The organism is Puia sp. (assembly GCF_035546395.1).
Classification (GTDB): domain Bacteria; phylum Bacteroidota; class Bacteroidia; order Chitinophagales; family Chitinophagaceae; genus Puia.
Map to the genome: position 1 here is coordinate 134701 of NZ_DASZXR010000006.1, position 24531 is coordinate 159231.

The 24531-nt window shown below is 52.6% G+C and carries 18 protein-coding genes and 5 tRNA genes; 3 read left to right on the forward strand and 20 right to left on the reverse strand.

The genetic code is table 11. The features are described from left to right. Nucleotides 1-47: 47 nt before the first annotated feature. From rpoB to rplK, 5 genes are all read right to left on the reverse strand, one after another. Nucleotides 48-3851, reverse strand: coding sequence for a DNA-directed RNA polymerase subunit beta (gene rpoB / locus VHE34_RS06940; RefSeq protein ID WP_325586075.1), 3804 nt, complete (start codon nucleotides 3849-3851; stop codon nucleotides 48-50). Between the two features lie 195 nt (nucleotides 3852-4046). After that, on the reverse strand, nucleotides 4047-4427 hold the full coding sequence (rplL, locus tag VHE34_RS06945; protein WP_325586077.1) for a 50S ribosomal protein L7/L12: 381 nt from the start codon (nucleotides 4425-4427) through the stop codon (nucleotides 4047-4049). A gap of 148 nt (nucleotides 4428-4575) precedes the next feature. Then, nucleotides 4576-5106 carry a 50S ribosomal protein L10 gene (gene rplJ, locus VHE34_RS06950; RefSeq protein WP_325586079.1) on the reverse strand — a complete coding sequence of 177 codons (531 nt, stop codon included), beginning with the start codon at nucleotides 5104-5106 and terminating at the stop codon, nucleotides 4576-4578. A 37-nt stretch (nucleotides 5107-5143) separates the two neighbouring features. Then, a complete protein-coding gene (gene rplA / locus VHE34_RS06955; RefSeq protein ID WP_414709859.1) occupies nucleotides 5144-5830 on the reverse strand; it encodes a 50S ribosomal protein L1 in 687 nt (228 codons plus the stop codon). Between the two features lie 25 nt (nucleotides 5831-5855). Then, nucleotides 5856-6320, reverse strand: a complete 465-nt coding sequence (gene rplK, locus VHE34_RS06960; RefSeq protein ID WP_325586084.1) for a 50S ribosomal protein L11 — start codon at nucleotides 6318-6320, stop codon at nucleotides 5856-5858. A gap of 340 nt (nucleotides 6321-6660) precedes the next feature. On the opposite strand from rplK, the gene VHE34_RS06965 reads away from it, so the two are divergent. After that, complete coding sequence (locus VHE34_RS06965; RefSeq protein WP_325586687.1) at nucleotides 6661-7056, forward strand: hypothetical protein; 396 nt, start codon at nucleotides 6661-6663, stop codon at nucleotides 7054-7056. 78 nt (nucleotides 7057-7134) lie between these two features. On the opposite strand, the gene nusG is transcribed toward VHE34_RS06965, so the two are convergent. The 11 genes from nusG to rpsU form a co-directional block, all read right to left on the reverse strand. Then, the gene (nusG, locus tag VHE34_RS06970; RefSeq protein ID WP_325586086.1) at nucleotides 7135-7725 is read right to left on the reverse strand and encodes a transcription termination/antitermination protein NusG; all 591 of its coding nucleotides are present in this window, start codon (nucleotides 7723-7725) and stop codon (nucleotides 7135-7137) included. A gap of 38 nt (nucleotides 7726-7763) precedes the next feature. Continuing rightward, nucleotides 7764-7961, reverse strand: a complete 198-nt coding sequence (secE, locus tag VHE34_RS06975) for a preprotein translocase subunit SecE (protein WP_325586088.1) — start codon at nucleotides 7959-7961, stop codon at nucleotides 7764-7766. Nucleotides 7962-7975: 14 nt separating this feature from the next. Then, a tRNA-Trp gene (locus VHE34_RS06980) sits at nucleotides 7976-8046 on the reverse strand. 181 nt (nucleotides 8047-8227) lie between these two features. Then, nucleotides 8228-9415 carry an elongation factor Tu gene (gene tuf, locus VHE34_RS06985; RefSeq protein WP_325586090.1) on the reverse strand — a complete coding sequence of 396 codons (1188 nt, stop codon included), beginning with the start codon at nucleotides 9413-9415 and terminating at the stop codon, nucleotides 8228-8230. 113 nt (nucleotides 9416-9528) lie between these two features. After that, nucleotides 9529-9600 (reverse strand) — tRNA-Thr (locus VHE34_RS06990). A 73-nt stretch (nucleotides 9601-9673) separates the two neighbouring features. Continuing rightward, nucleotides 9674-9749, reverse strand: a tRNA-Gly gene (locus tag VHE34_RS06995). A 67-nt stretch (nucleotides 9750-9816) separates the two neighbouring features. After that, nucleotides 9817-9899, reverse strand: a tRNA-Tyr gene (locus VHE34_RS07000). Nucleotides 9900-9975: 76 nt separating this feature from the next. After that, a tRNA-Thr gene (locus tag VHE34_RS07005) sits at nucleotides 9976-10048 on the reverse strand. 336 nt (nucleotides 10049-10384) lie between these two features. Next, nucleotides 10385-10684, reverse strand: a complete 300-nt coding sequence (locus VHE34_RS07010) for an HPF/RaiA family ribosome-associated protein (protein WP_325586092.1) — start codon at nucleotides 10682-10684, stop codon at nucleotides 10385-10387. 285 nt (nucleotides 10685-10969) lie between these two features. Beyond that, nucleotides 10970-11851 carry a tyrosine-type recombinase/integrase gene (locus VHE34_RS07015; protein WP_325586094.1) on the reverse strand — a complete coding sequence of 294 codons (882 nt, stop codon included), beginning with the start codon at nucleotides 11849-11851 and terminating at the stop codon, nucleotides 10970-10972. 206 nt (nucleotides 11852-12057) lie between these two features. Beyond that, nucleotides 12058-12252 carry a 30S ribosomal protein S21 gene (gene rpsU / locus VHE34_RS07020; protein WP_325586096.1) on the reverse strand — a complete coding sequence of 65 codons (195 nt, stop codon included), beginning with the start codon at nucleotides 12250-12252 and terminating at the stop codon, nucleotides 12058-12060. Between the two features lie 89 nt (nucleotides 12253-12341). Between rpsU and VHE34_RS07025 the strand changes: the two genes are divergently transcribed. Beyond that, nucleotides 12342-12917, forward strand: a complete 576-nt coding sequence (locus VHE34_RS07025) for a riboflavin synthase (protein ID WP_325586098.1) — start codon at nucleotides 12342-12344, stop codon at nucleotides 12915-12917. 997 nt (nucleotides 12918-13914) lie between these two features. On the opposite strand, the gene VHE34_RS07030 is transcribed toward VHE34_RS07025, so the two are convergent. From VHE34_RS07030 to VHE34_RS07040, 3 genes are read right to left on the reverse strand one after another with little or no spacing between them, the layout of a single operon-like run. Then, nucleotides 13915-15162 carry an acyltransferase gene (locus VHE34_RS07030; protein ID WP_325586100.1) on the reverse strand — a complete coding sequence of 416 codons (1248 nt, stop codon included), beginning with the start codon at nucleotides 15160-15162 and terminating at the stop codon, nucleotides 13915-13917. 19 nt (nucleotides 15163-15181) lie between these two features. Further along, nucleotides 15182-20260, reverse strand: a complete 5079-nt coding sequence (locus tag VHE34_RS07035) for a C25 family cysteine peptidase (RefSeq protein ID WP_325586102.1) — start codon at nucleotides 20258-20260, stop codon at nucleotides 15182-15184. 29 nt (nucleotides 20261-20289) lie between these two features. Further along, nucleotides 20290-21423, reverse strand: coding sequence for a PorV/PorQ family protein (locus VHE34_RS07040; protein WP_325586104.1), 1134 nt, complete (start codon nucleotides 21421-21423; stop codon nucleotides 20290-20292). Nucleotides 21424-21726: 303 nt separating this feature from the next. Between VHE34_RS07040 and tyrS the strand changes: the two genes are divergently transcribed. Further along, nucleotides 21727-23004 carry a tyrosine--tRNA ligase gene (gene tyrS, locus VHE34_RS07045; protein WP_325586106.1) on the forward strand — a complete coding sequence of 426 codons (1278 nt, stop codon included), beginning with the start codon at nucleotides 21727-21729 and terminating at the stop codon, nucleotides 23002-23004. Nucleotides 23005-23032: 28 nt separating this feature from the next. Here the strand turns inward: tyrS and VHE34_RS07050 are convergent, their stop codons facing one another. Then, nucleotides 23033-24508, reverse strand: coding sequence for a glycoside hydrolase family 125 protein (locus VHE34_RS07050; protein WP_325586108.1), 1476 nt, complete (start codon nucleotides 24506-24508; stop codon nucleotides 23033-23035). Nucleotides 24509-24531: the final 23 nt, after the last annotated feature.

Sequence of the window (24531 nt, forward strand, 5' to 3'; positions counted from 1 at the left end):
TTATTCATCAGTTAGCGGAGCAAATGTTCGTCGCGTCCGGCCGCGTCTCAATCGAATTTCAGGTCCAATCCCAACCCCCTCAACTCATGCACAAGCACGTTGAAGGACTCAGGGATACCCGCGCGCGGAATATTATCCCCCTTCACGATCGACTCGTAGGTCTTCGCCCGACCGATGATATCATCGGATTTCAGGGTCAACAGTTCCTGCAGGATATTCGACGCACCGTAGGCTTCCAGCGCCCAAACCTCCATCTCACCAAAACGCTGACCACCAAACTGTGCCTTACCACCCAACGGCTGTTGAGTGATTAGACTGTACGGCCCGATACTCCGGGCGTGCATCTTGTCATCAACCATGTGATGCAGCTTAATGATATAAATAATCCCTACGGTCGCCTTCTGGTCAAATCTTTCTCCCGTTTCACCATCATACAAATAGGTATGACCAAAGCTCGGCAGACCCGCCTTCGAGATATGCTCGGCGATCTCCTCGACGGTAGCCCCATCGAAGATGGGCGTTGCGAATTTCACACCCAGTTTCTCACCGGCCCAGCCAAGCACCGTTTCATAGATCTGGCCAAGGTTCATACGCGAAGGTACACCCAGCGGGTTCAGAACGACGTCCACCGGCGTCCCATCAGCGAGAAACGGCATGTCTTCTGCTCTTACGATCTTCGCGACAATCCCTTTATTTCCATGCCGGCCGGCCATCTTATCACCCACCTTCAGCTTACGCTTGACGGCGAGATAGACCTTCGCCAGCTTCAACACCCCGGCAGGCAATTCGTCGCCGATCGAGATATTGAACTTCTCTCTCTTATACCGGCCCAGCTCTTCATTGTACTTGATGCTATAGTTGTGCAACAGGATGTTGATGGAGTCATCGGTCTTCGCATCTCCCGTCCAACCCAGCGGGTTGACGTTCAGATAGTCGATGCCGCTCAGGTTCTTGGCAGTGAACTTCGCACCCTTGCCGATCTGTACCTCGCCGAAGTTGTTGTTCACGCCCGCAGATACATGCTCTTTCAACAGCACGGTCAGCTTGCTCAACAACACATCCATCAGATCGGAAGTGTTCTTCTCATGCACCTTCTCGATCTTCTCGAGCGCCGCCTTCTCACGAACCTTCGCGTTCTTATCCTTCTTCGCACGCTGGAACAGCTTCTTGGAGATAACCACACCCTCCGTACCGCTCGGCGCCTTCAGCGAAGCATCCTTCGCATCGCCGGCCTTGTCGCCGAAGATGGCGCGCAGCAGCTTTTCTTCCGGGGTCGGATCGCTCTCGCCCTTCGGCGTGATCTTACCGATCAGGATATCGCCTTCCTTGATCTGGGCCCCGACACGAATGATACCATTTTCATCGAGATCCTTCGTGGCTTCTTCGGAAACGTTGGGGATATCCGGGGTCAGCTCTTCTTCACCCAGCTTCGTATCCCGAACCTCGAGCTCGTACTCGGAGATGTGCACCGAGGTGAACAGGTCTTCCTTCACCACTTTCTCGCTGATCACAATGGCGTCCTCGAAGTTGTAACCCTTCCAGGGCATGAACGCCACCTTCAGGTTACGACCCAGCGCCAGCTCACCATCCTGTACCGCATACCCTTCGGTCAGGAAATCCCCATCCTTCACCTTCTGGCCCTTCTTCACGGCGGGCTTCAGGTTGATACAGGTCTCCTGGTTCGTCTTGATGAACTTGGTCAGCTTATATACTTTCAGGTCCTCTTCAAAAGAGACCAGCTTCTGCGATTCGTTGCGGTCATAACGGACATGGATCTCATTGGCGTCCACGAACTCTACAACCCCTTCGCCCTCCGCGTGTATCTGTATCCGCGCATCCCGGGCAGCCTTCGCTTCCAGCCCCGTGCCGACGATCGGCATCTCGGGACGGATCAGCGGAACAGCCTGCCGTTGCATGTTCGATCCCATCAACGCACGGTTGGCGTCATCATGCTCCAAAAAGGGAATCAAAGACGCACTAAGTCCCACGATCTGGTTGGGCGCGACGTCCATGAACTCTACCTCACCCTTATCCAGGATGGGGAAGTCACCCGTCTGACGCGACGTGATCTTGTCCTCCACGAAATTCCCCTTCTCATCCAGCGCGATATTCGCCTGGGCGATCTTGGCAATATCTTCCTCTTCCGCGCTGAGATAGGTCAGCTTCTTCAGATCCACCTTACCATCGTTCACCTTGCGGTACGGAGTCTCGATAAAGCCCATCTCGTTGATCTTCGCGTGAACGCAAAGCGTGGAAATAAGCCCGATGTTCGGACCTTCCGGCGTCTCGATGGTACACAGACGGCCGTAGTGAGAGTAGTGAACGTCACGGACCTCAAAGCCTGCCCGCTCACGGGACAAACCGCCCGGTCCCAGGGCCGAGATCCTTCTTTTATGTGTTATTTCAGACAGCGGATTGGTCTGGTCGAGAAACTGCGAGAGCTGCGATGTACCGAAGAACGAATTGATCACCGAAGACAAGGTCCTCGCGTTGATCAGGTCCACCGGGGTGAACACCTCGTTGTCCCGAACGTTCATCCGCTCACGGATGGTACGCGCCATACGCGCAAGACCAACGCCGAATTGTGCATATAGCTGCTCGCCGACCGTCCGCACGCGGCGGTTGCTCAGGTGATCGATATCGTCGATCTCAGCCTTGGCATTCGTCAACCGGACGAGATACTTGATGATCTCGATCATATCTTCCTTCGTCAGCGTCTTCTGATCCAGCGGCTGGTTCAGGTTCAGCTTGCGGTTGATCTTATAACGGCCGACCTCGCCCAGGTCATAACGCTTGTCGCTAAAGAATAATTTATCAATGATCCCCCTTGCCGTCTCATCATCCGGAGCGTCAGCACCCCGCAGCTGGCGGTAGATATGCTGAACGGCTTCCAGCTCGGAGTTGGAAGTATCCTTGTTCAGAGTGTTATAGATGATCGCATAGTCGCCGCCCACATCTTCCTTTTGGATAAAGATGCTCTTGACATCCATTTCCACGACCATGTCGATGGCCTCCTCGTCGAGGATGGTATCCCGCTCCAGCACGATCTCATTCCGCTCGATGGAAACGACCTCACCGGTATCCTCATCGACAAAGTCTTCCACCCAGGTGCGGAGCACACGGGCAGCAAGCTTCTTTCCGATGTATTTCTGGAGGGTCTTCTTGTCCACCTTCACCTCGTCGGCCATGCCGAACAGCTCGAGGATGTCCTTATCGGTTTCGTAACCGATACTGCGAAGCAACGTCGTCACCGGGAACTTCTTCTTCCGGTCGATGTACGCATACATCACGTTGTTGATATCGGTGGCGAACTCCATCCAGGCGCCCTTGAAAGGGATCACCCGCGCAGAATATATCTTCGTGCCGTTCGGGTGGATGGACTGACCGAAGAACACGCCCGGGCTGCGATGCAGCTGCGACACGACAACACGTTCCGCACCGTTGATCACAAACGTCCCCCGCGGGGTCATATAAGGAATATTACCAAGGAACACGTCCTGGACGATCGTCTGGAAGTCCACATGCTCCTCATCGTTACAGCTCAAACGCAGTTTGGCCTTCAGGGGAACCGCATACGTAAGACCACGCTCCATACACTCTTCGATCGTGTAACGGGGCGGATCGATGAAGTAATCCAGGAATTCCAGCATGAAAATGTTCCGCGTATCGGTGATCGGGAAATTTTCCTTGAACACCTTGAACAAACCTTCGATATTACGTTTGTCCGGGGTAGTCTCAAGTTGAAAGAATTCTTTGAAAGATTGGATCTGCACTTCAAGAAGGTCAGGAGTCTCGGCAAGGTGCTTGATTTTACCGAAGTTGACCCTGTTTTGCAATTTTGTTGAAGACATATATGTAAAAACCGGTTTTTTATCTGTGTATCAATGAACCTAACCCATTGAAACTCATCTATTTAAATGCATAAATGATTATCAATGAGTACCTTAGCCCAGGGAAACGGACCGCAAAAATAGCACTTTTTTGCTTACCAACAAAAAATAACCCCAGCCTTCGGCTGGGGTCAAAACCTTTCGATTATCGCAAAATTACTGGATCTCGACTTCAGCACCGGTTTCCTTCAGCTTGGCAACAAGCGCTTCCGCGTCGGCCTTGCTGATACCTTCCTTAACGGGCTTGGGAGCGCCGTCAACCAGGTCCTTGGCTTCTTTCAGACCAAGACCGGTCAGGTCCTTAACTACCTTAACGACGTTCAGCTTGTTAGCGCCGGCGGCCTTCAGGATAACGTTGAAAGAGGTCTTCTCTTCAGCGGCAGCAGCGCCACCACCGGCAGCAGGACCAGCGGCAACGGCTACAGCTGCAGCTGCAGGCTCGATACCATACTCTTCCTTAAGGATCTTTGCGAGTTCATTAACTTCTTTTACAGTCAGCCCAACGAGCTGCTCTGCGAATGCTTTCAGATCTGCCATAGTTGTAAATTTTTTCCGCCTTCACCGCAATCTTTAGATAAGCTCCGGCGGATTGTTTAAAAAAATTCGTCCGGTCTTCAAGCCCCCGGACTTGGGCTTTATTTTCCAAGGCGCCCAACCGCATACGCATGGCGTGGCGCCCCTTTCCTTAATTCGCAGCGCGGTCTTCCAATGCCTTGATCAACCCCGCCAGTTTGGCGCCTGCATTCAGGCCGCTGATAACGTTCTTCGCAGGCGACTGCAGAAGCCCGATGATCTCGCCGATAAGGTCTTGCTTGCTCTTCAGCGTGGTCAGCGTCTTCAGCTGGTCATTCCCCTCGAAGACATCCCCATCGATAAAGGCAGCCTTCAGGATCGGCTTCTCCGTATTCGCATCCTTCCGGAACGAAGTGATGATCATCGCCGGCTCCTTGGCATTCTCCGAGAACAACAGGGCCGTAACCCCGTTCAGACTCTCGTACACACCCGAGAAACGGGTGCTGTCGATGCTCTCCAACGCCTTCTTGATCAGCGTGTTCTTAGCCACCTTCATCTCTACCTTCTTGTCGAAGCAGATCCGGCGCAGCTTACCCACCTGTTCTACCGTCAGCGACTCCGTGTTGGTGACGTAGAAGTTGTTATATTGATTGAACTTGTCTTTCAACAGCTCAATGACTTCATTTTTTTGATCTTTGTTCATAACTCTTACTTTACGTAGGTCCAATCGGCCCTAATGGTTACTGAATAAATGCTTTAGCGTCCAAAGCGATACCCGGGCTCATCGAGCTGGCCATGAACACGCTCTTCACGTACGTTCCCTTGGCCGTAGCCGGCTTCGCTTTAATAATGGCGTTGATCAGCTCCTGGCTGTTCTCCGCGATCTTCTCGGGGGAAAAGCTCACCCGGCCGATAGAAGCATGAATGATCCCTGCCTTATCCACCTTGAAAGCTATCTTACCGCCTTTTACTTCATTGACCGCCGCAGCGACATCATTGGTAACCGTCCCGGTCTTGGGGTTCGGCATCAGGTTACGGGGACCCAGCACCTTACCAAGACGGCCAATCTTCGGCATGACCGACGGCGTCGCGATGATAACGTCCACATCCACCCAGCCACCTTCGATCTTCGTGATGAACTCGTCCAGACCGACAAAGTCGGCGCCGGCAGCCTTCGCATCCGCCTCTTTATCGGGCGTGCAAAGCACCAGTACCCGCTTGGTCTTACCCGTCCCATGAGGCAGGTTCACCGTACCACGGATGGACTGATCGGCCTTCTTCGGGTCGACGCCCAGCCGGACGTGCAGATCGACGGAAGCGTCGAACTTGGTCGTATTCACATCCTTCACCAGCGCAGAAGCTTCCTTCAGCGTATAGAATTTATTCTTGTCAACCTTTGCAGCGGCTGCTTTTCTTTTTTTCGTGATAGCCATTTCGTAATCAGTTTAATGGTTAAGATTTTCCGGAAAGTACCTTGGATTCGAAGGGCGCAGTACCCTCTACAGTGATACCCATACTACGGGCAGTACCGGCTACCATCCGCATCGCGCTCTCAACGGTGAAGCAGTTCAGATCGGGCATCTTGTCCTTTGCGATCGCTTCCACCTGCGTCCAGGTAACTTTCCCAACCTTGTTACGATTAGGCTCTTTCGACCCGCTCTGCAGCTTGGCAGCCTCCAGCAGCTGTACCGCTGCGGGCGGGGTCTTGATAATAAATTCGAAGGATTTGTCGGTGTAAACCGTGAGAAGAACGGGAAGGACCTTCCCCATCTTATCCTGGGTCCGCGCATTGAACTGCTTGCAGAACTCCATGATATTCACGCCTTTAGAACCTAACGCCGGACCGATAGGAGGTGCAGGATTGGCTTGACCGCCCTTTACCTGCAACTTGACATAACCGGAAATCTCTTTTGCCATGTTACTTATTTTTGGTGTTAACGTCCCGGCACCGGCCGAGACTCCCAAACCAATAAAAGAACTTCTATTTGGGGACGCAAAGTTAATAAAATCCGGGGAAATCCGAACAATAACCCCATAAAAATCTTCCAAACCCGGTGGCCGCAGGGCCCCCAACCGTTAACCCTCACCCGAACAATCTCAGCCCGGTCCACCCATCTTTAGGGTTATTTCCTTCGGTGCGAACCGGTTATCAAAAGAAATTTCCGCCCCATTTTTTTATAATTCGATTTTTCTGACTAACTTTTGCACTATTAATCCATTACAATTCTTACTAACAACTTAAAACGCTCAACAAACTATGTCAAAGTCTAAGAAAGCGGCCAAAAAAGCGCCTAAAAAGGCAGCCAAAAAGACTGTTAAAAAAGCAGTGAAAAAAGCGGCTCCTAAAAAGGCTGCGAAAAAGAAGGTTGCCAAGAAAAAAGCAGCTCCCAAAAAAGCTGCAAAGAAGGCTGCTAAAAAAGCCGTGAAAAAAGCGGCCCCGAAAAAAGCTGCAAAAAAAGCCGCTCCCAAAAAAGCCGCTCCGAAAAAAGCCGCTCCTAAGAAAGCCGCCAGGAAACCGGCTAAGAAAAAACCGGCACCCAAGCCCGTCGTAACTTCAATGCCCGAGCCAATGCCGGAACCTGCCCCTTCGACGTTTGATGACGCTCCCGCAACTCATCATTTCGATACCGACAATGACAATGGCAATTTCTAGATAAAGAGATCAAAATAGAAAAGCCTTCCAACCGGAAGGCTTTTTATATTTTTAGATGGCTGGTCGACGAATCGCCCCCTAGGCTATCTTCTCCACCTGCATATAGTTCAACTCCACCGGCGTGCTCCGGCCAAAGATCTTCACCGTCACCTTCAATTTCTTCTTCTCATCATTCACCTCTTCAATGATACCGTTGAAGTCATTGAACGGCCCTTCTATGATCTTGATCGTCTCCCCGATGATGAACGGCTCACTCATGCTCATGCTTCCGGACTCGGCCATCTCATCCATCTTACCCAACATCTTATTCACCTCCGCCTTGCGCAAAGCTATCGGATTCTCCTTGCCCAGGAAGTGGATCACACTGTTCGTATTCTTGATCACCTCTTTCAGATCATCACCGAGCTTCCCTTCCGTCACCTCCACCATCACATAGCCCGGGTAATAGTTACGCTCCCGCATCACCTTCTTGCCGTTCTGAACCTTATATACCTTCTCCACCGGCAGAAAAACCTGCTTCACAATTTCACTCCATCCGCCACGGGAGATCTCCTTATCAAGATACTCTTTTACCTTACGCTCCTTCCCGCTGACGACCCGCAGTACATACCACTTCGTCTCCGGCTGCTGCTGGGTCTTTGTTTCCTGTTGATTGACTGTCTCCGTCATAAAAAAAATTTTAGCCCGCTACCAACGCCGGGGTCTGACTATTGGCCGAACAAAGAATACACAAAATGCAGGATCGAGCTGGACACCAAATCCATCACCCACACGATCAGCGTTATCAGGACCGTAGCAACCAGCACGATCACCGTCGACTGCTGCAACTGAGGCCAGGTAGGCCACGTCGTCTTCTCCAGCAACTCCTTGTACGACTCCCGGAAATAGGTCGATATTTTGTTCATTATAAAAAAAGTTGCACGGGCACTAGGATTCGAACCCAGACTGAAGGTTTTGGAGACCTCTGTACTACCGTTATACTATGCCCGTAGAAATTGCCGGAAAGTGTCGCCGAAAAAAGATCGCCACCTTCTGGCAAAAACCTCATAATTGGAAAGCCGAAATCGCCGTTGGCGCTTTAAAGCTGAAAGCTATCCCGAAGGAACTCGGAACAGCTTTCAGACCATAAAGATATAAAAATCTTCCGATATTGACCGAAGCCAATCTCAGGCTATTTAATGATCTCAGTTACCTGACCTGCACCTACCGTACGGCCACCTTCGCGGATAGCGAATTTCAGACCCTTTTCCATAGCGATGGGCTGGATCAGAACAACCGACAGCGAAGTGTTATCGCCAGGCATCACCATCTCAGTACCCGCCGGCAGCGTAACCTCCCCGGTGACGTCCGTAGTACGGAAATAGAACTGGGGACGATACTTGTTAAAGAACGGAGTGTGACGGCCACCTTCTTCCTTGCTCAGAACGTACACTTCACCCTTGAACTCGGTGTGCGGAGTGATGGAGCCGGGTTTGCAAAGAACCATACCACGACGGATCTGGGTCTTTTCAATACCACGGAGCAGCAGACCGGCATTGTCACCAGCTTCACCCTGATCCAGCAGCTTACGGAACATTTCAACACCCGTTACCGTGGAGCTCAGCGGAGCATCCTGCAGACCAACGATCTCGATAGCTTCACCTACCTTGATACGGCCACGCTCGATACGACCCGTAGCAACCGTACCACGACCCGTGATGGAGAAGACGTCTTCAACAGACATCAGGAAGGGCTGATCAACCGGGCGGGGAGGCAGAGGGATGTAGCTGTCGACAGCTGCCATCAGCTCGTCGATCGCCTTGACCCACTTGTCTTCACCAGCCAGGGCGCCCGTTGCAGAACCCTTGATGATCGGGGTGTTGTCACCATCGAAACCATAAGAGGTCAGCAGCTCACGGATTTCCATCTCAACCAGTTCCAGCAACTCGGGATCATCAACAAGGTCAACCTTGTTCATGAATACCACGATACGGGGTACACCCACCTGGCGGGCAAGCAGGATGTGCTCCTTCGTCTGGGGCATCGGGCCGTCAGTCGCGGCAACTACCAGGATTGCGCCGTCCATCTGTGCAGCACCCGTGATCATATTCTTTACATAGTCAGCGTGACCCGGACAGTCAACGTGAGCATAGTGACGGTTAGCCGTCTGATACTCAACGTGTGCTGTATTGATGGTAATACCCCGCTCTTTTTCTTCCGGTGCAGCGTCGATCTCGTCATATTTCTTTGCTTCAGCCAAACCTCTCGAAGAAAGGATGGTGGTAATAGCAGCAGTCAAAGTGGTCTTACCATGGTCTACGTGACCAATCGTACCAACGTTAACGTGGGGTTTGTCCCTCTTGAAGGTCTCTTTTGACATTGTTATCTGTTTTTAAGTTGTATTTTAAAATTTTAGCAGGTCCCCCACCCCCTTCCTGGGATTTGAAACCTGTTTCCATTACTTACGATTCCATCGCACAAAAACCAAAATTGAGCCGTTGATGAGAATTGAACTCACGACCTCTTCCTTACCAAGGAAGTGCTCTACCCCTGAGCTACAACGGCTGATTCATTTCAGCCACGGTCCCTGCCCCTTTCACACTATACCGCCCGCCCAAGGGGGCCATCATCGGCTACATGGAGCGGAAGACGAGGTTCGAACCCGCGACCTACAGCTTGGAAGGCTGTCGCTCTACCAACTGAGCTACTTCCGCATGACCGCTACCAGGATAGCAATCCATTGACCCCGTCAAGCCAATGCTTGACGGACATTGAACAGGGTGGGCAAGGATGGATTCGAACCACCGAACTCCGAAGAGGACAGATTTACAGTCTGTTGCCGTTGGCCACTTGGCTACTTGCCCATTTTTCAACACCGGGAAAAATTCCCGGCACTTAATCTGATCATTCACACCCGGGAGCCATCTCCCGTTCCTACCGAGCCGGAGAAGGGATTCGAACCCCCGACCTGCTGATTACAAATCAGCTGCTCTACCAACTGAGCTACGCCGGCTTATAACTCATTAAATCTGCCTCAACTGGCGAAACTGCCTCCGGCAGTTTTGGATCCCAAAACACTTATCACACTGATTGACTGATTTTTTTGGGAAGGCAAAGGTATGTAAAATCGTGAACTTCAAAAATTTTCAACCTGTTTTTTTAAGTTATTCCTTTTCACCGCCACCCCATCCCATTTCCCCGCTCCCCCGCCGCCGCCGCAAGATCGCCCTCAAAACTCCACCAGACAAAGGTCCCCGGAACAACACCGCAAAAATCCGCCGAAAAAACAGGCCGCCGCACAGCCGGGTCAGGACAAAAAAAAGACCCCCAAAAAGGGGGTCTCTATGTCTTATGCAAGTGTTTTATCTTTTTTTCTCTTTACCTGGTTGACCAGCGACTCGAATGCGCTGTCAAAGGACTCTTCGAATGATTTGGAGGAACATTTTACAAAAAAGTGGTGCCTGGGAACATGGACCCTGATCTCCGCGATCTTGTCCTTGATGGTGTGAACCACATTGTCCAATTTGAGGAATACGTCTACTTTGATGATCCTGTCATGAAACGTGTTTAGTTTAACCATTTTTTTCTGAACATACTCTACTAACTTACCGTCTGCATCGAAGTGCACAGTTTGAATGTTTACGTTCATACATCCCAAATTTTAATCAGTGAACAATAAATGAAAGAACTACTACCGCCGCAGGATAAGGTCACTCGCGCCGTAACATGAGATCGCGCTTCAGTGCGACTATGAAGTTAATCTTTACAGGGGGTTTTTCCAAATTTAATGCGGCGCTTTTGCGCTAAAAATTGAAGATAACGCATCGCGCCGCAACCGCTGAAAATGGGCCTTCGGCCGGCGCCCCCGTGGGTCGCCCCCGCGGCGCTTTTGCGTTAAAAATGAGCCTTCGCCGATCGAAAGTTACCCGTCAACTCAGGCCTTCGGATGCGCTTTCTTATAGATATCTTTCAATTTTTCGATAGTATTATGCGTATACACCTGCGTAGCCGCCAAACTCGCATGCCCAAGCAACTCCTTCACCGAATTCAACTCCGCCCCCGCATTCATCAAATGCGTCGCAAACGTATGCCGCAACACATGCGGACTCTTCTTGTCGATAGTGGTCACCTGCGCCAGGTACCCCTTCACCGCCCGGTAAACATATTGAGGATACAATTTCCGCCCCTTCTTCCCCACCAGTAAAAACTCCATATCCGCCCCCTCCAACTCCTCCCTTTTCAGTCGCTTATACTCCTCCACCATCCGCATCAACACCGGGCTCACCGGGATCACCCGCTCCTTGTTCCCCTTCCCCAGCACCTTGAACGTCCCCGTTCCCCCATCAGCCTGCCCCTCCCGCAAATGCACCAGCTCACTCAACCTTATTCCCGTATGATACAAAATGGCCAGGATCAGCCTGTCCGTCAAACCCTCCCAGTCGTCGGGAAACCGCACAGCCTCAAACAACTTCGCCATATCCCCCTGCTCCACGAACACCGGCAGCCGCTTGTTGGCCTTCGGCGCAATAATGGCCGTCATCGGCGACTGCTCCACACCCCCCATCCGTAATTGAAAGGTATAAAAGCTTCTCAACGCCGAGATCTTCCGGTTCACCGTCCTGCTGCTCATCCCCTCGTCCTTCAACGCCGCCAGCCAGGTCCGCACCACCGCCGGCGTGACCTCCTTCACCCCCATCTCCCCAAACTCCACCCCCACAAAACCCCAAAACGCCTCCAGGTCGTCCCGATACGACCGGATCGTATGCTCGGAATACCGCTTCTCGAAGGTCAGGTAGTCAATAAATGGCTGAATCACAGTCTAATTTACAAAAAAAAGGACCATCCGGGACAAATTGGACTCGAACGGCCGCAAAACAAACCTTCCGTCAACATCGGCAGCTGCTGGTGATATACCCACAAAGACAAAACGGGCCATCAAAACAGGCAGCCGCTGAGTAGTATAAGCACAAAACAAAAAGGCCGCCCAATCGGACAGCCTCCAAAATTATAGATAGAATACTACTACTCGAACTTGCCGCTGGCAACCTGCTGCTTGTAGATCGCCTTCAACACTTCCCCGCGCCGGCGTACCGACGGCTTGGTATACGACTGACGCTCACGAAGTTGCAACAGGGTCTTCGCCTTTTCAAATTTCTTCTTGTACTTTTTCAGCGCTTTGTCAATGTTTTCGCAATCTTTGGAATCGATGATCAGCATAATTTTATACCTCCTTAGGGCGGCAAAAATACTGAAAATCGCCCAATTTCAAAAATCCCTTCAAAAAAATTAATTCCGATTTTTGAGGCATGTTTACCGGAATCATCGAATCCCTCGGCAAGGTCCTCTCCATCACGGAGAATGGCACCAACAAAACGTTCTGGCTGGAATCCCCCATCTCCCATGAGCTCAAAATTGACCAAAGCCTTTCCCACAACGGTGTCTGCCTTACCGTCGAAGAAATTCACGAAAATACCCACCGCGTCACGGCCATCGAGGAAACGCTCCGTAAGTCCAATCTCGGCAGCTGGAAGCCCGGCGACGAGGTCAACCTCGAACGCTGTCTCATCATGAACGGTCGCCTCGACGGCCATATCGTACAAGGTCACGTCGACGCTGTCGGCACCTGCCTCAAAAGAAAGGAAGGGAAGGGCAGCTGGGAATTCCAGTTCGAATTCCCCAAAAAATTCAGCCGGCTCGTCATCGAAAAAGGTTCCATCAGCCTCAACGGGATCAGCCTGACGCTCTTCGACGTAAAAAAAAGCCGCTTCTCCGTTGCCATCATCCCCTATACCTTCGGGCACACCAACATCCGGTCGGTCCTTCCCGGCAGCATCGTAAACCTGGAATTCGATATCATCGGAAAATATGTCGCCCGCCGGTAACGCCAAAAACGCCTTCTTACCCATGAGGTTTGTCCCAAACCCTTTCTACCGGCAAGCACCAATTGTGATGGGATGGTTGCTTGTCAATGGATTCTTTCTGGTAAAGAACGGGATATACACCTCCGGTGAGGCGGGTAAATACATCTACGAAGCGCACTACCTCCTGGATAACGGTCATTTGGGATCCGGTAATTTCCTCTTTTACTCGGTAGTCATCTTCCTGCTCTCCGCCTGTATAAAACTTCATTGCGGCTTTGCCTGGATAATAGCCATACAGGGCGCTTTGGCACTGGCTGCAACGCTATCCTTTCACAAAACACTCGTCGCCGTTCTCCGGTCCCCCATCGCCGCATCTGCAGGCACTATCCTGCTCCTGCTCAACCTGCCTTATCAGGCACTCAATAGCTCTCTCCAGACGGAGTCCTTGTTCCACAGCATGAGCCTTCTGCTCATTTGCTCCTTCGTGCGACAAAACGCCTGGTCGGGCCGGTTCCTGGCAATGATGACTCTATTCCTGCTGGTTCTTTCGGTAATCAGACCCACAGGACTCCTGTATTGGCCCCTTGCAGGGATCTACTTTTTCCTCTTCTCCAAAAGTTCAACGACCCTAAAGCTCATCGCCGCCGGTCTGACCTGTCTCGCAATGCTCTCCGTCATCAACTTCGCCATGAACAGCGGCGGCGATTTCGATTTCACGCTTCCCTTCCGAGAGGAACATATCATCTGCGGCAGCCCAACCCTTCTCAGCCCTAAAACATCTCCGGTCTCGGATTCGAATAGCACACTCTTTTCCCTGCTCGACTTCATTGCCCATGATTTCCGTAACTTCATCCGCCTGGCGGGGTTAAAGACTCTTTCCTTCTGGGGAGTATACAGAAGCTATTACAGTGCCGGACACAACAGATATCTCGCCCTCTTTTTTTACCCTATCATTATCCTTGCCCTCATCTCGTTCCCCTGGTGGAAGCGCAGGGGACAGATCTCTTCCTTCCTGTTTTTAGCGACGCCCGTCGCGGTGACCTGGATCACCGTCATTCTCAGCTGCGACGACTGGTCCAACCGCTTCTTCCTCGGTATCTCTCCTTTCCTGATCTTCCTTGCTGTAGGCGTCATTCCCGGTTTCAGACGGGAATGACCGCGACGGCCTTTTGCGTAAGAAGAACTGCTCAAAATACCGATAGCTGAGATACGACAATCCTACCACTGTGAAATACGACATGCCAAGATAGACGATATATGAAAGTAACGGCATCCCGGGAGCAGCCAGACCAAACCTTTTCATGATAGTGGACAGACTGAGGAACACAACAGGGTGATAAATATAGATGCCATAGGAAATGCGCCCCCCTTTCACCAGCCAATTGCCTGATTTCGCAACATGGACCTCCAGCAGGTTCAGGATCAGCATGACAAAAACAACTGGGAGCAGGTTCACATACCCCAGCGAATGTGGCCGGCCAAAGGTCATCAACAGCAGCGTTACCGCGATCAGCACTACAGCTACGAAAGAGTTTCCAATCAGCCATCGCAGCATCGTTCGCCGTTTGAAATAAAACCATGCGCCGGCAGCCCCCGCGACAAATGCCGGCAGACTTGAATAGTCGATGAAGGTAAGTGCCACCTTCGTCCCCCACACCCACCTGTCCGGCAAGGGAAGCCCCCGCTCGATGATCCGCCGGTGCGCCGCTTCAAGCAGGAAGACGATTGTAAACAGGCAGACCATAAACAACGGCAGCGACCTGCGCATTTTCCGAACCACCAACGGCCAGAAAAGATAGAACAGTTCCTCGTATGCTATCGTATAGGTTTGAAAACAGGTCGGCAAGCCGCCGCCGGCCCCGATCACGGCAACATTGGGAAGAAATACCAGGTAAAGCAACAAGACCTTCCACCAGCCGGGCTCGCGATAGGCCATCGAGGGAAAAACATAGGGAAAGACAAAATACGAAAGCAGGATGATCAGATAATACAACGGCCATATTCTCAGCGCGCGGCGCTTATAAAAAGCCGTCAGCGCAATCCCCCCTGTATTTTCCTTTTCCACCAGCAGCAGATAACTGATCAGAAACCCGCTCAAGGTATAGAAAAAGATTACCGCATGGTAACCCCCATTCTGGATAAAAGCGCCAAAGTGCAGCTCACCGGCCGAAGAGGGGAAATAGTCAAGGGAATGCGTCATCACGACAGCCGAACATGCGGCCCACCGCAAAATATCCAACATCGGAAAATACCCAGCTCTCCGCATAGCGCAAAGTATGCAATATTTACTTCATGAGATACATTTTCCCATACCCGTTGTTGAAATACTTATCCGTATCATCGCCGGCAGACTTGTACCTCGTCAACGATTTTCCATTGAGATTGGTGACGACATGATAAAGATAGACTCCATTTGCCAGTCGTTGCCCGTACATGTCCGTACCGTTCCATTTGAACTCCGTAATATTCCGCCCTATATGCAACGGACCGAGTTCCTCTTTGGTTATCTCGCGCACCACTTTGCCCGTAATGGTCAATATCTGGATCTTGATATTCTGCGGCACCTCGCTGCCCGTGATCGTAAAGACAAAGGCCGTTGAGGTGGTAAACGGATTGGGATAGTTGAGCATATTGGAGATCATCGGCTTCGAGATGATCTTGAAATCCACCCGGTAAGGCGTAAGCCCCGCCTGGTTACCCAGTTGATCTTTCCCGGACACGATCAGTTCATAGACATCCCCGTTCGGATCTATCTGCTGCGTGAAGTTCGGATAGAAATCCACCGTCGCCGTATTGTTCGACCCGCTGGTCGCCGGCGTGAACCGCAACGTGTCGTTGTTGAACCCGTACTTATGCAACGATCCGTCGGGATACTTAACCTGTACATTCATCAGCGACGTATCCGTCAGCAGGATATACTGTGACTGGCTCTTCAGCCGGATCTGGATATGCGGCCTCGCCGAAACGATGTCCTGATCAAGGATATGCACATTGTCGAAGGTCACATCCAGCTGCGGGATCCTTGATTCGCCGCTCACAAAGAAATTCTTATACACGAAGTTATTGAACAGGTATTGCTCCGGTTGGGCGTAGTTCGGATTGAAGGCTAAATATAGCTGGTTCAACCCACTCATCCCGTTCGTCGGTATCGGGTAGACGAACTTCACCGTATCTCCACTGACAAGCGGCTTCATTTTTGGAAGTTGGATATTGTGGGGAGTGTTCGACTTATCCGTGACGACCAGCTTGACGGCAAGACTGTCGAACGGCGTCGGGCTGATATTCTTGAAGGCTATCCCAAAATTCAGCGTCTGGCCCAAAGCCACCGTGTCCATCACCTGCGAGAAAAGGTTTGCAGCCAGGGCTCCCTCCGGTACAGGGTCGTAATTGAGACGCCAGTACTTCAGCTGGTACGGAGTTCCATTCAGCGTATCGCGGGTGATCAGCTTCAGGCGAAGCCAGGGATATTGGACAGCACTGATGCCCGAGATATCGACATCCTGGCTTGCGGTTCCAAGGGTCATCAGCGGCCCTGAAACGTTACCCAGTGTATCGACGCCCAACACCTGCACCAATATCGAGTCCGTGGACGGCGACTCCAGACTCGCCCCACGCCAGTGAAGGTTCTTCCATTTCTTGGCGGGCCCCAGCGACGGCGATTCCATTAGCCCGACAGAATCCGGAGTGTGGATGCTCGCCTGCATTGTGATCTTGTCCGTCGTCAGGTTACCGAATATAGACCGCGGTGCCAAATTCCCTGCACTGTTCTTTTGATAGAGGAAAATAAAGGCCCTCGGCCGGTTGAAACTGTCGAGATTCGTGAACCCCGCATTCTTGAGCCGGTGATAAAGAGAATTCCCCGACCCAAGAGTAGCCGTATCCACTTCCCAGGCGGCCGCATACGTGTTGTTGGCCGGGTTGGTATACGCACAATTGTAGACGACCACGTAGTCACCATCCGGAATGGCATCCATTAAGTTGACCGCACCCAACCTGTTGGCCGGGTCACCCACGTTATACATGAACTGCCATTCCCGCGACGATCCACACGGTGACAGGCTGCCATAACGGCCCGGAGAGCCGGTGGGCGCATTGTACCAGGGATGGAATGTATTCTTATCGATCACGGTGAAGATGACCTCGTTGGTTCCACACACGGATTCGGTATTGGTGTTGTCGCCGTTGAAAAGCACGGAAATATCCTGCGCCTGATTCGCTCCATCCGGGAAGACCCCGCATTTTATGGACAACTCATTAAGCAACTTATCGAACCTGATCTGCCGGGCCACACTGTCCGCCACAAGCCCTGTCAGTGTCGATTGGGTATGCTGGTAGAAATGTGACTGATTCTCACCCGTCGAGCTGTTGGCCGGGTCGATATAGACAAACGACGCACCATTCCAGGTATACGACTCACTGGACGAGGCCGGCACCTTCGACACCCGCCAATAATAAACGACGCTGTCCATAAAGGTGATCCCCGGATCGAATTCAAGTAGTCCCCCTGCCGAAGTCACCGTCTTCGATATCTTCAAAGAAGAATTGAACAACGTCGACGTATCCAACTCCATCACATACTGGCTGTTGGGGAAGAAGGGATCCGCCGTCGACGCATACAACTTCGAAGTGGGTGTATTGATGATAGCATAGTCGTAAGGATAGGCCGGCTCGGCACTGTTGTCATAGACATACACAGGGACGGTCGCCGTATTATTCGCCATCGTGATCTCCGGCACGGCATTGTCCGAATTGACGGTTACCGTGATATAATTCTGTCCCTTGTCCCGGGTTGCCACGACAGGTACGGAGAGGCTCACCGAATCGGCATATGCGATCCCCCGGATCTTTTTTTGCAACAGCACTGTACTGGTCCCATTCGGGTATTTCCGGGTGACCAGGACCGTGATAGAATCCTTCACCGCCTTGCCCAGGTTATAGAACTTTGCCTTGACGGAGAACGAGCTGCTGGCCACCGAAACGAAGGTCGGTGAGATCAGCAACTGGGGGGTCTCGATATCATAATCCGGCAGCGCTGATTGATTGAAATGCAGCGCCGGATCCCCATGGATCGTCATTTGCTCGGCATGCTGCCGTGCGAAAAAGTCTCCGGGCACCGCCGCCATCAGCTGGTTCAGGGCGTCTTTCTCAAGAATGCCGATCGACTTTCCGTAGTCCGGACCGTCGATATCCTGGTACATTTCGTCCAGCAGGATATTCAGATAGTTGACGATTCCAAAGCTCGTCGCCGCCACGCAGGCGATCGATCCCCGCTCGGGGGCGAGCACATAGTTCTCCGAAATAGTATTCGTCTGCGACATCCGCGTTGCCTCGTATATAAAGAAGTCGCCCGCATCGCAACCATTCAGGTAAAAGACGGGGTATTTCCCCTGGTTGTTATACACCAACGGGTTATCCAGGTCATAGGTGAGAACCTGGTTGGACGAGTGACCGAAGTAATTGAGCATGCTGAAACCCGTGCTGAAGAGCGTGCTGATAAAGCCGCTTGGCACCTGGCTTACAGTGGAGGCATTTCCGTCACATAAGGTATACACGTTGGCGCCCACTAATGTGTCCGCGATCAGCGACTGGTAGTAGCCCATATAATTGCAGATGATCGTTCCCAGGTAGGGCTCGCTCACCCCCGTCAGATGCAGCACGTTCTTCATCCAGAGCCGGCCGTCGACCGTATTGGGCGCCGTGGCCTGCACCTGCTCGTATTCCTTCACCTTGGTCAGATATGTCTCGATCTCCTTACCCGAAACTACCGATAGTCGCCCTATCGGCGTCACCGGCGTCGCATCCGCGCCGTTGTCGGCGCTAAGCTTATTGTCCGATCCCGGGCTGCCGAAGGTCGGCACCAGGTCCAGCTGGTCGGCCAGCGGAATATGCTGGATCTCGCTATAGGTGTAATAATCCGTATACATCAGCCCGTGACCCATCAGCAGCACATATTGCGGTTTGGCCGCGAATCTCGCCCGGGCATAGCGAAGGAAATTCTGAATGGACAGGGGATGCTTTTTGATCCCGAACGCAAACTGGTCCACCAGCTCATTGATATCAAAAACCTGCGCATTGTAGGCCCCGCCCACCCCGCTGCTCCGGTAGTTCTTATAGTCCATCACCGGGTTATTGCCGCTGCTGCCGGTGTACAGGAGAGGATTGCTGATAATAAGATAATTACCCTGGTTGGCGGTGTTCGTAAAATTCACGAAGGTCTTGGTAGTTAAGGAGCTCACTGTTCGTATTGTCGCCGGGTCCTCATTCACCAACACCAGTTGCATCGTAGCCGCCGACCCGTTCAACGCAAACGACACCGTCCCTCCGGAGACAATGCCCGTGTACCTCAAGCCGTTCGTAAGATCATACAGCACCGGCGTCGCGCTCGACGCGGCCACATTGGTTATATTAAGAAGATAACCTGCCGCCCTGGCAGCAAGCTGAAAGCTGAAAGTCGGTTTGCCGCCGAAATTGAACTGCCGGGGATAGGTCAACTCATAAAAAGACACCACCATCCTGTCTGTCCCGACCGTTGAATTGTTGATAAAATTCGTCGTCGCAGTCCCGGCCGCGATCAACGACAACGGAACGGGCCGCGTCGTCAACAGGTCGTTCAGGCCATTCATCGTCGTATCTCCTACCACCGTACCGTTGACCGAAACCTGCACCGTCCGGGGATTGTCCGCGGTACCGGCCATGCCGAATTTGATGGACGCGTCCGGACCACCCGCGTAAACATTCAGATTGGCCTTATTATCGGAGAACGGTGAACCCGGACCGATCGTCGAGGTACTCCAAAATTCCCCGACATCATAGGAAGAGGAATAGATATACTCCCCTACGATCTGCGCCAACCCGGGGTTGATGATATTCCTGAAATAACTCCCCGCGGTATACATAAAATAAGGTTCCGGACTCAGTGGACTGCCCGACACATTGTTGGCCGTATTCGCATAATGAAAGGCATTCCCCGTCGGATTCACCGTCAGAAAATACACCGAGGTATCTGTCTCGAGACTCCATTGCGTCGTATGCTGATAGTTCGGACTCCGGTACAAAGGCTTATCCGGCACCCCGTCATTCATCTGACCCCAGAACTCGATATAGTCGCTGCCCCCCATCACCCCCGTTCCATTCGTCACATAGATCGGCACCTCCTGCCCGTTCCGGAACAGCTGAAATTGCTCGGCGGGCACTCCACCCAACCCGGCAGCAGCCAGGGTAGATTGCGGGATCCGGACAAGACCGTTGGATCCGATCTTGAACTTATAATAGGTCTTGCTGTAATCGATCCATTCATTACCGAACGGCTGGGCTATAGCGCCCAGGCCCATCAACAACAACAAAAGAGTAAATAATTTTTTCATACCAATAGGGTTTTTGTCGGTCCTTACCTTCATCTCTTCTTCTCCTTTCTCCGCAAATCGAACCGTAAAGAAAAAACATGGGTATACAACGGATAAGATTGGTTTGCCAAATTGACGAACGCATAGTCGATCTGGATATCCCCCACCTTGAAACCCGCACCGACACTCGGCTGGTAGATCCAGACCTTCTTCTTGTTCAGGGTATCCCGGTCGTCGAGCACCTTCTGGAAATTGTTGATCCCGCCCCGTACAAAGAAGATATCCTTAAATGACAGCTCCAGCCCCGCCCGCGGATCGATGCTCACCGGGTTCGTGCTCAATACCGTGTTGCGCTTTCCGTCAAAGGTCACGTCGATGTCCGCCTCCGCCAGCAGGCTCAGCTTCCGCCCCAGCCTGAAATTGTAGCTGCCGCCGACCAACAGCTGCGGCGCCGTCAGTTCGATCGATTTGCCGGGGATCTCGTTCTGGGTCTCATAGAAGACCTCCCGGATCGCCTCGTTCAAGCTAAAGGACCAGGCATTGAAGGTCGTCGTCACATCTTTCGCCACGATACCCACCTTCCAGCGGTCGCCCGTCATCTGCGCCGCCGCATCAAACCCAAAACCCCAGGCCGTGGCAAAATCCCCCGCCGTCCGGTGGATGATCTTCGCATTCACGCCGAAATTGATCAGCTTGTTCCCTGAAAGTTTTTCTTGCTGCGCCAACGAAACGATAAAAGCATAATCGGCCGAAGAAAATGTCGTGATATTGTCGAAGTTCACCGTTCCATCCGGCTGAACAAGAAAGATCGTGTTGGGAATATCATCCACCGCAAACCTTAATGCCGTAAGACCCAGCACCCGCTTGTTGTCCTTCAGCGGCAAAGCGAGGCTCGCAAAGTCGTATTTCCCGATGCCCGCATAGTATTCCGCATGCATCAGGCTCACCTGCGGATTGTCCCGGATATTGGCAAGCGCAGCAGGATTCCAGTATCCCGCTGTAGCATCCGAAACCGAAGCCACCTGAGCGCTTGCCATGGCAAGCCCCCGCGCACCGGCGCCGATGTTTAAGAATTCATTCGAATATTTGGAGAACTGGGCAGACGCAGACAAGTGAACAAGAGATCCGGCAACAACCAGTAAGATGGAGCAGAGGGTTTTCCTGCCCCGCATTCCTTTCAGCATAAGCCAACGGTTAATAAGGTATTTATACTCATAGCCTTCAACGGTGCGGATCATTCAGTTATAACGCCCCGGTATTCACAATATTGTCCCGTTAACATCATTCCAGACGCCCCCGGTCCACCTCCCGGCCCGCATACCGGGGAATCCCGCAATTTCTTGAAGGAATCCCCTAGTTTTGCCCCAAAATTGGGCCACGGGCCCAATGGCCGAAGGCCCATCATTGGCGATTGTTTCGCCACGGGCGCAAATTTGACCATAAAAGCCCGTGGTGAAACTAAATTGGGCCACGGGCCCCTCTCACACATGAATCTCATCGAAGAACTCAAATGGCGCGGCATGATCCAGGACATCATGCCCGGAACAGAAGAACAACTCAGCAAGGAAATGACCTCCGCCTACATCGGCTTTGACCCTACCTCCGACAGCCTCCATATAGGAAGTCTCGTGCCCATTCTCCTCCTCGTCCATTTGCAAAAGGCTGGCCATAAGCCATTTGCGCTCGTCGGCGGCGCCACCGGCATGGTCGGTGACCCCAGCGGCAAAAGCGAAGAGCGCAACCTGCTCAGCGAGGACGTCCTCAACCACAACCTCGCCGGCGTAAAAAAACAGCTCGAAAAATTCCTCGATTTTGACCCCTCAAAACCCAACAAGGCCGAGATGGTCAACAACTACGACTGGTTCAAAAACATGCGCTTCCTCGACTTCATCCGCGATGTCGGCAAACATATTACAGTAAATTACATGTCTGCAAAAGACAGCGTAAAGAAGCGGCTTGAAGGCGAAAACGGGATGAGTTTCACCGAATTTACCTACCAATTGGTACAAGGATACGACTTCTACTGGCTTTGGAAGAATAAGAATTGCAAGCTCCAGATGGGCGGCAGCGACCAGTGGGGCAACATCACCACCGGTACTGAGCTCATCCGCCGCATCGGCAATGGCGAAGCCTTCGCCTTCACCTGTCCCCTCCTCACAAAGGCCGATGGCGGCAAGTTCGGAAAGACCGAGAAAGGCAATGTGTGGCTCGATCCGGAAAAGACCTCGCCCTACGCCTTCTACCAGTTCTGGCTCAACGCCACCGACGCCGATGCCGAAAAATGGATAAAGATATTCACCTTCCTGCCCGCCGTCGAAATCGCCTCCCTCGCAAAGGAACATGCCGCCAATCCGGGAGCCCGCCTCCTGCAACGCACCCTCGCCCGGCACGTCACCACCTTCGTCCACGGAGAAGAAGGGTACAACAAGGCCCTCGCCGACACCGAAAAGATGTTCGCCAACCAGTCCGCCTCCGCTGTATCCCTCAGCGAAGAAGACCTCCAATCCCTCGACGGCGTCGCCCGCTTCGACTACACCGCCACAAAGATCTCCGCCGGCGTCGACATCGTCACCTTCCTCGCCGAAACCGGCATCGCCCCCTCAAAAGGCGAAGCCCGCAAGCTCATTCAGGGCGGCGGCATCAGCATCAACCGCAAAAAAATCGAAGGCACCGACTTCGCCGTCAATGCCTCGCTGCTCCTGCACGGAAAATATATCCTGGCCCAAAAAGGAAAAAAGAATTATTACCTGGTCACGGTAGCTTAGCAGCCACCCCGGCCAAAACCGCCCGCACCTAACTCAACAAAGCCGGGTGCTCGCGATGCACCTTCAGCACAAACTCGCCGAAAAGCGTATTCGCCCACGCAAACCACTTCCGGGTAAACTTCGCCGCATCATCCTTGTGAAAGGACTCATGCATAAAGCCCGTCCCAGCATTGCTCTGCTGCAGCATCTTCAAACAGGTCGCCATCTCCTGCGAGTCATGGCTCGTCAGCCCGCGGATGATAATACTCAACGGCCACACCATATCCATCCCCACGTGTGGACCTCCGATCCCCTCCCCGGCCTTCCCCTTGAAGAAGAACGGATTCGAATCGCTCAGCAACATCCTCCGCGTATTCTGGTACACCATATACCCCCGCTGTTCGGGATGCAGCACGGACAAAGGACCCGTAAAATGGGGCGATTGCAGATACGGCAGCCCCAGCAGGCTCGGCACATTGGCGTCATCCATCAGTAAATGATTCCCGAAACCATCGGCCTCGTAGGCAAACACCTCGCCAAACACCGGATGCGCCACGATCGCATGCTCCAGCAGCACCTGCTGCAGTTCATCCATCAGTTTATACGCCGCATCATCCACAGGCTTGCCATGCACCCCGATCGCCTGGAAGATGGCCCGCATATCGGCGAGGCTGTTCAACGCAAAGATATTCGAAGGGATAAGGAAAGGATACACCGTCGCATCGTCACTGGGCCGGAACATCGAATGGATCAGCCCAACCTTTTTCGTCGGATACCCATACCCGCGTAGCGGCACGGTATCGGTCGCAAACTCGGTCTTCCGCATAAAGCTATATGGCCCCTTCCCGTCTTTTCGCTGCTGCTCCCGGAAGGTTTGGATGATCCTCTCCATAGCCGCGACCCAGTCGGCATCGAAGGGCGAGGTGTCGCCCGTGATCTGCCAGTATCCATGGCTCAGGCGAATCGGGTAACAAAGACTATCGACCTCCCATTTCCGCTCGTGCACCCCCGGCTTCATGTCCGTGACATCCGTCTTCCACTCGCTGATCTTGGTCTCATCCTTATAAAAAGCGTTGGCATACGGGTCCTTCAACACATTTTTTACCTGCCGGTGTATAACCCCGCGCACCAGTTGTTGCAGATCTCTATCCTCCTTGCACAGCTGGAGATAGGGCCATACCTGTGCGCTGCTGTCCCGGAGCCACATCGCATCGATATCCCCCGTGATGACATAGGTGTCCGGTTTACCGCCAATCGTGCTGAAATCAACCGTCGTATCCAGCGTGTTGGGGAAGCAGTTCTCGAAAAGCCAGCCGATCTCCTTATTGCCGGCGCCGCTCCGCACCTCCCGGATGATCTTTTCGACGGCCTGGCTCCTGAACTTCCGCTTTCCCTCCGGTATCCTCACCACCGGAAAATCCGCGCTCCCCGCCCCCCCGATACCATCGGCCCCCAACACTCTGCCCGCCATCATAGCCCCCGCCGAAGCCAACATACTTTGCTGAATAAAATGTCTCCGTCTCATTATGGTCAATCAATTTGCACCTA

Bases quoted from the DNA above. Each gene is read 5' to 3' on its own strand.
- VHE34_RS06965 (WP_325586687.1), top strand. From the start codon at position 6,661: ATGTCAAAGTCTAAGAAAGCGGCCAAAAAAGCGCCTAAAAAGGCAGCC.
- VHE34_RS07010 (WP_325586092.1), bottom strand. From the start codon at position 10,684: ATGAACGTAAACATTCAAACTGTGCACTTCGATGCAGACGGTAAGTTA.
- nusG (WP_325586086.1), bottom strand. From the start codon at position 7,725: ATGACGGAGACAGTCAATCAACAGGAAACAAAGACCCAGCAGCAGCCG.
- rpsU (WP_325586096.1), bottom strand. From the start codon at position 12,252: ATGCTGATCATCGATTCCAAAGATTGCGAAAACATTGACAAAGCGCTG.
- VHE34_RS07025 (WP_325586098.1), top strand. From the start codon at position 12,342: ATGTTTACCGGAATCATCGAATCCCTCGGCAAGGTCCTCTCCATCACG.
- rplK (WP_325586084.1), bottom strand. From the start codon at position 6,320: ATGGCAAAAGAGATTTCCGGTTATGTCAAGTTGCAGGTAAAGGGCGGT.
- tuf (WP_325586090.1), bottom strand. From the start codon at position 9,415: ATGTCAAAAGAGACCTTCAAGAGGGACAAACCCCACGTTAACGTTGGT.
- VHE34_RS07040 (WP_325586104.1), bottom strand. From the start codon at position 21,423: ATGCTGAAAGGAATGCGGGGCAGGAAAACCCTCTGCTCCATCTTACTG.
- VHE34_RS07030 (WP_325586100.1), bottom strand. From the start codon at position 15,162: ATGCGGAGAGCTGGGTATTTTCCGATGTTGGATATTTTGCGGTGGGCC.
- rpoB (WP_325586075.1), bottom strand. From the start codon at position 3,851: ATGTCTTCAACAAAATTGCAAAACAGGGTCAACTTCGGTAAAATCAAG.
- VHE34_RS07050 (WP_325586108.1), bottom strand. From the start codon at position 24,508: ATGAGACGGAGACATTTTATTCAGCAAAGTATGTTGGCTTCGGCGGGG.
- secE (WP_325586088.1), bottom strand. From the start codon at position 7,961: ATGAACAAAATATCGACCTATTTCCGGGAGTCGTACAAGGAGTTGCTG.
- rplL (WP_325586077.1), bottom strand. From the start codon at position 4,427: ATGGCAGATCTGAAAGCATTCGCAGAGCAGCTCGTTGGGCTGACTGTA.
- rplJ (WP_325586079.1), bottom strand. From the start codon at position 5,106: ATGAACAAAGATCAAAAAAATGAAGTCATTGAGCTGTTGAAAGACAAG.
- tyrS (WP_325586106.1), top strand. From the start codon at position 21,727: ATGAATCTCATCGAAGAACTCAAATGGCGCGGCATGATCCAGGACATC.
- VHE34_RS07035 (WP_325586102.1), bottom strand. From the start codon at position 20,260: ATGAAAAAATTATTTACTCTTTTGTTGTTGTTGATGGGCCTGGGCGCT.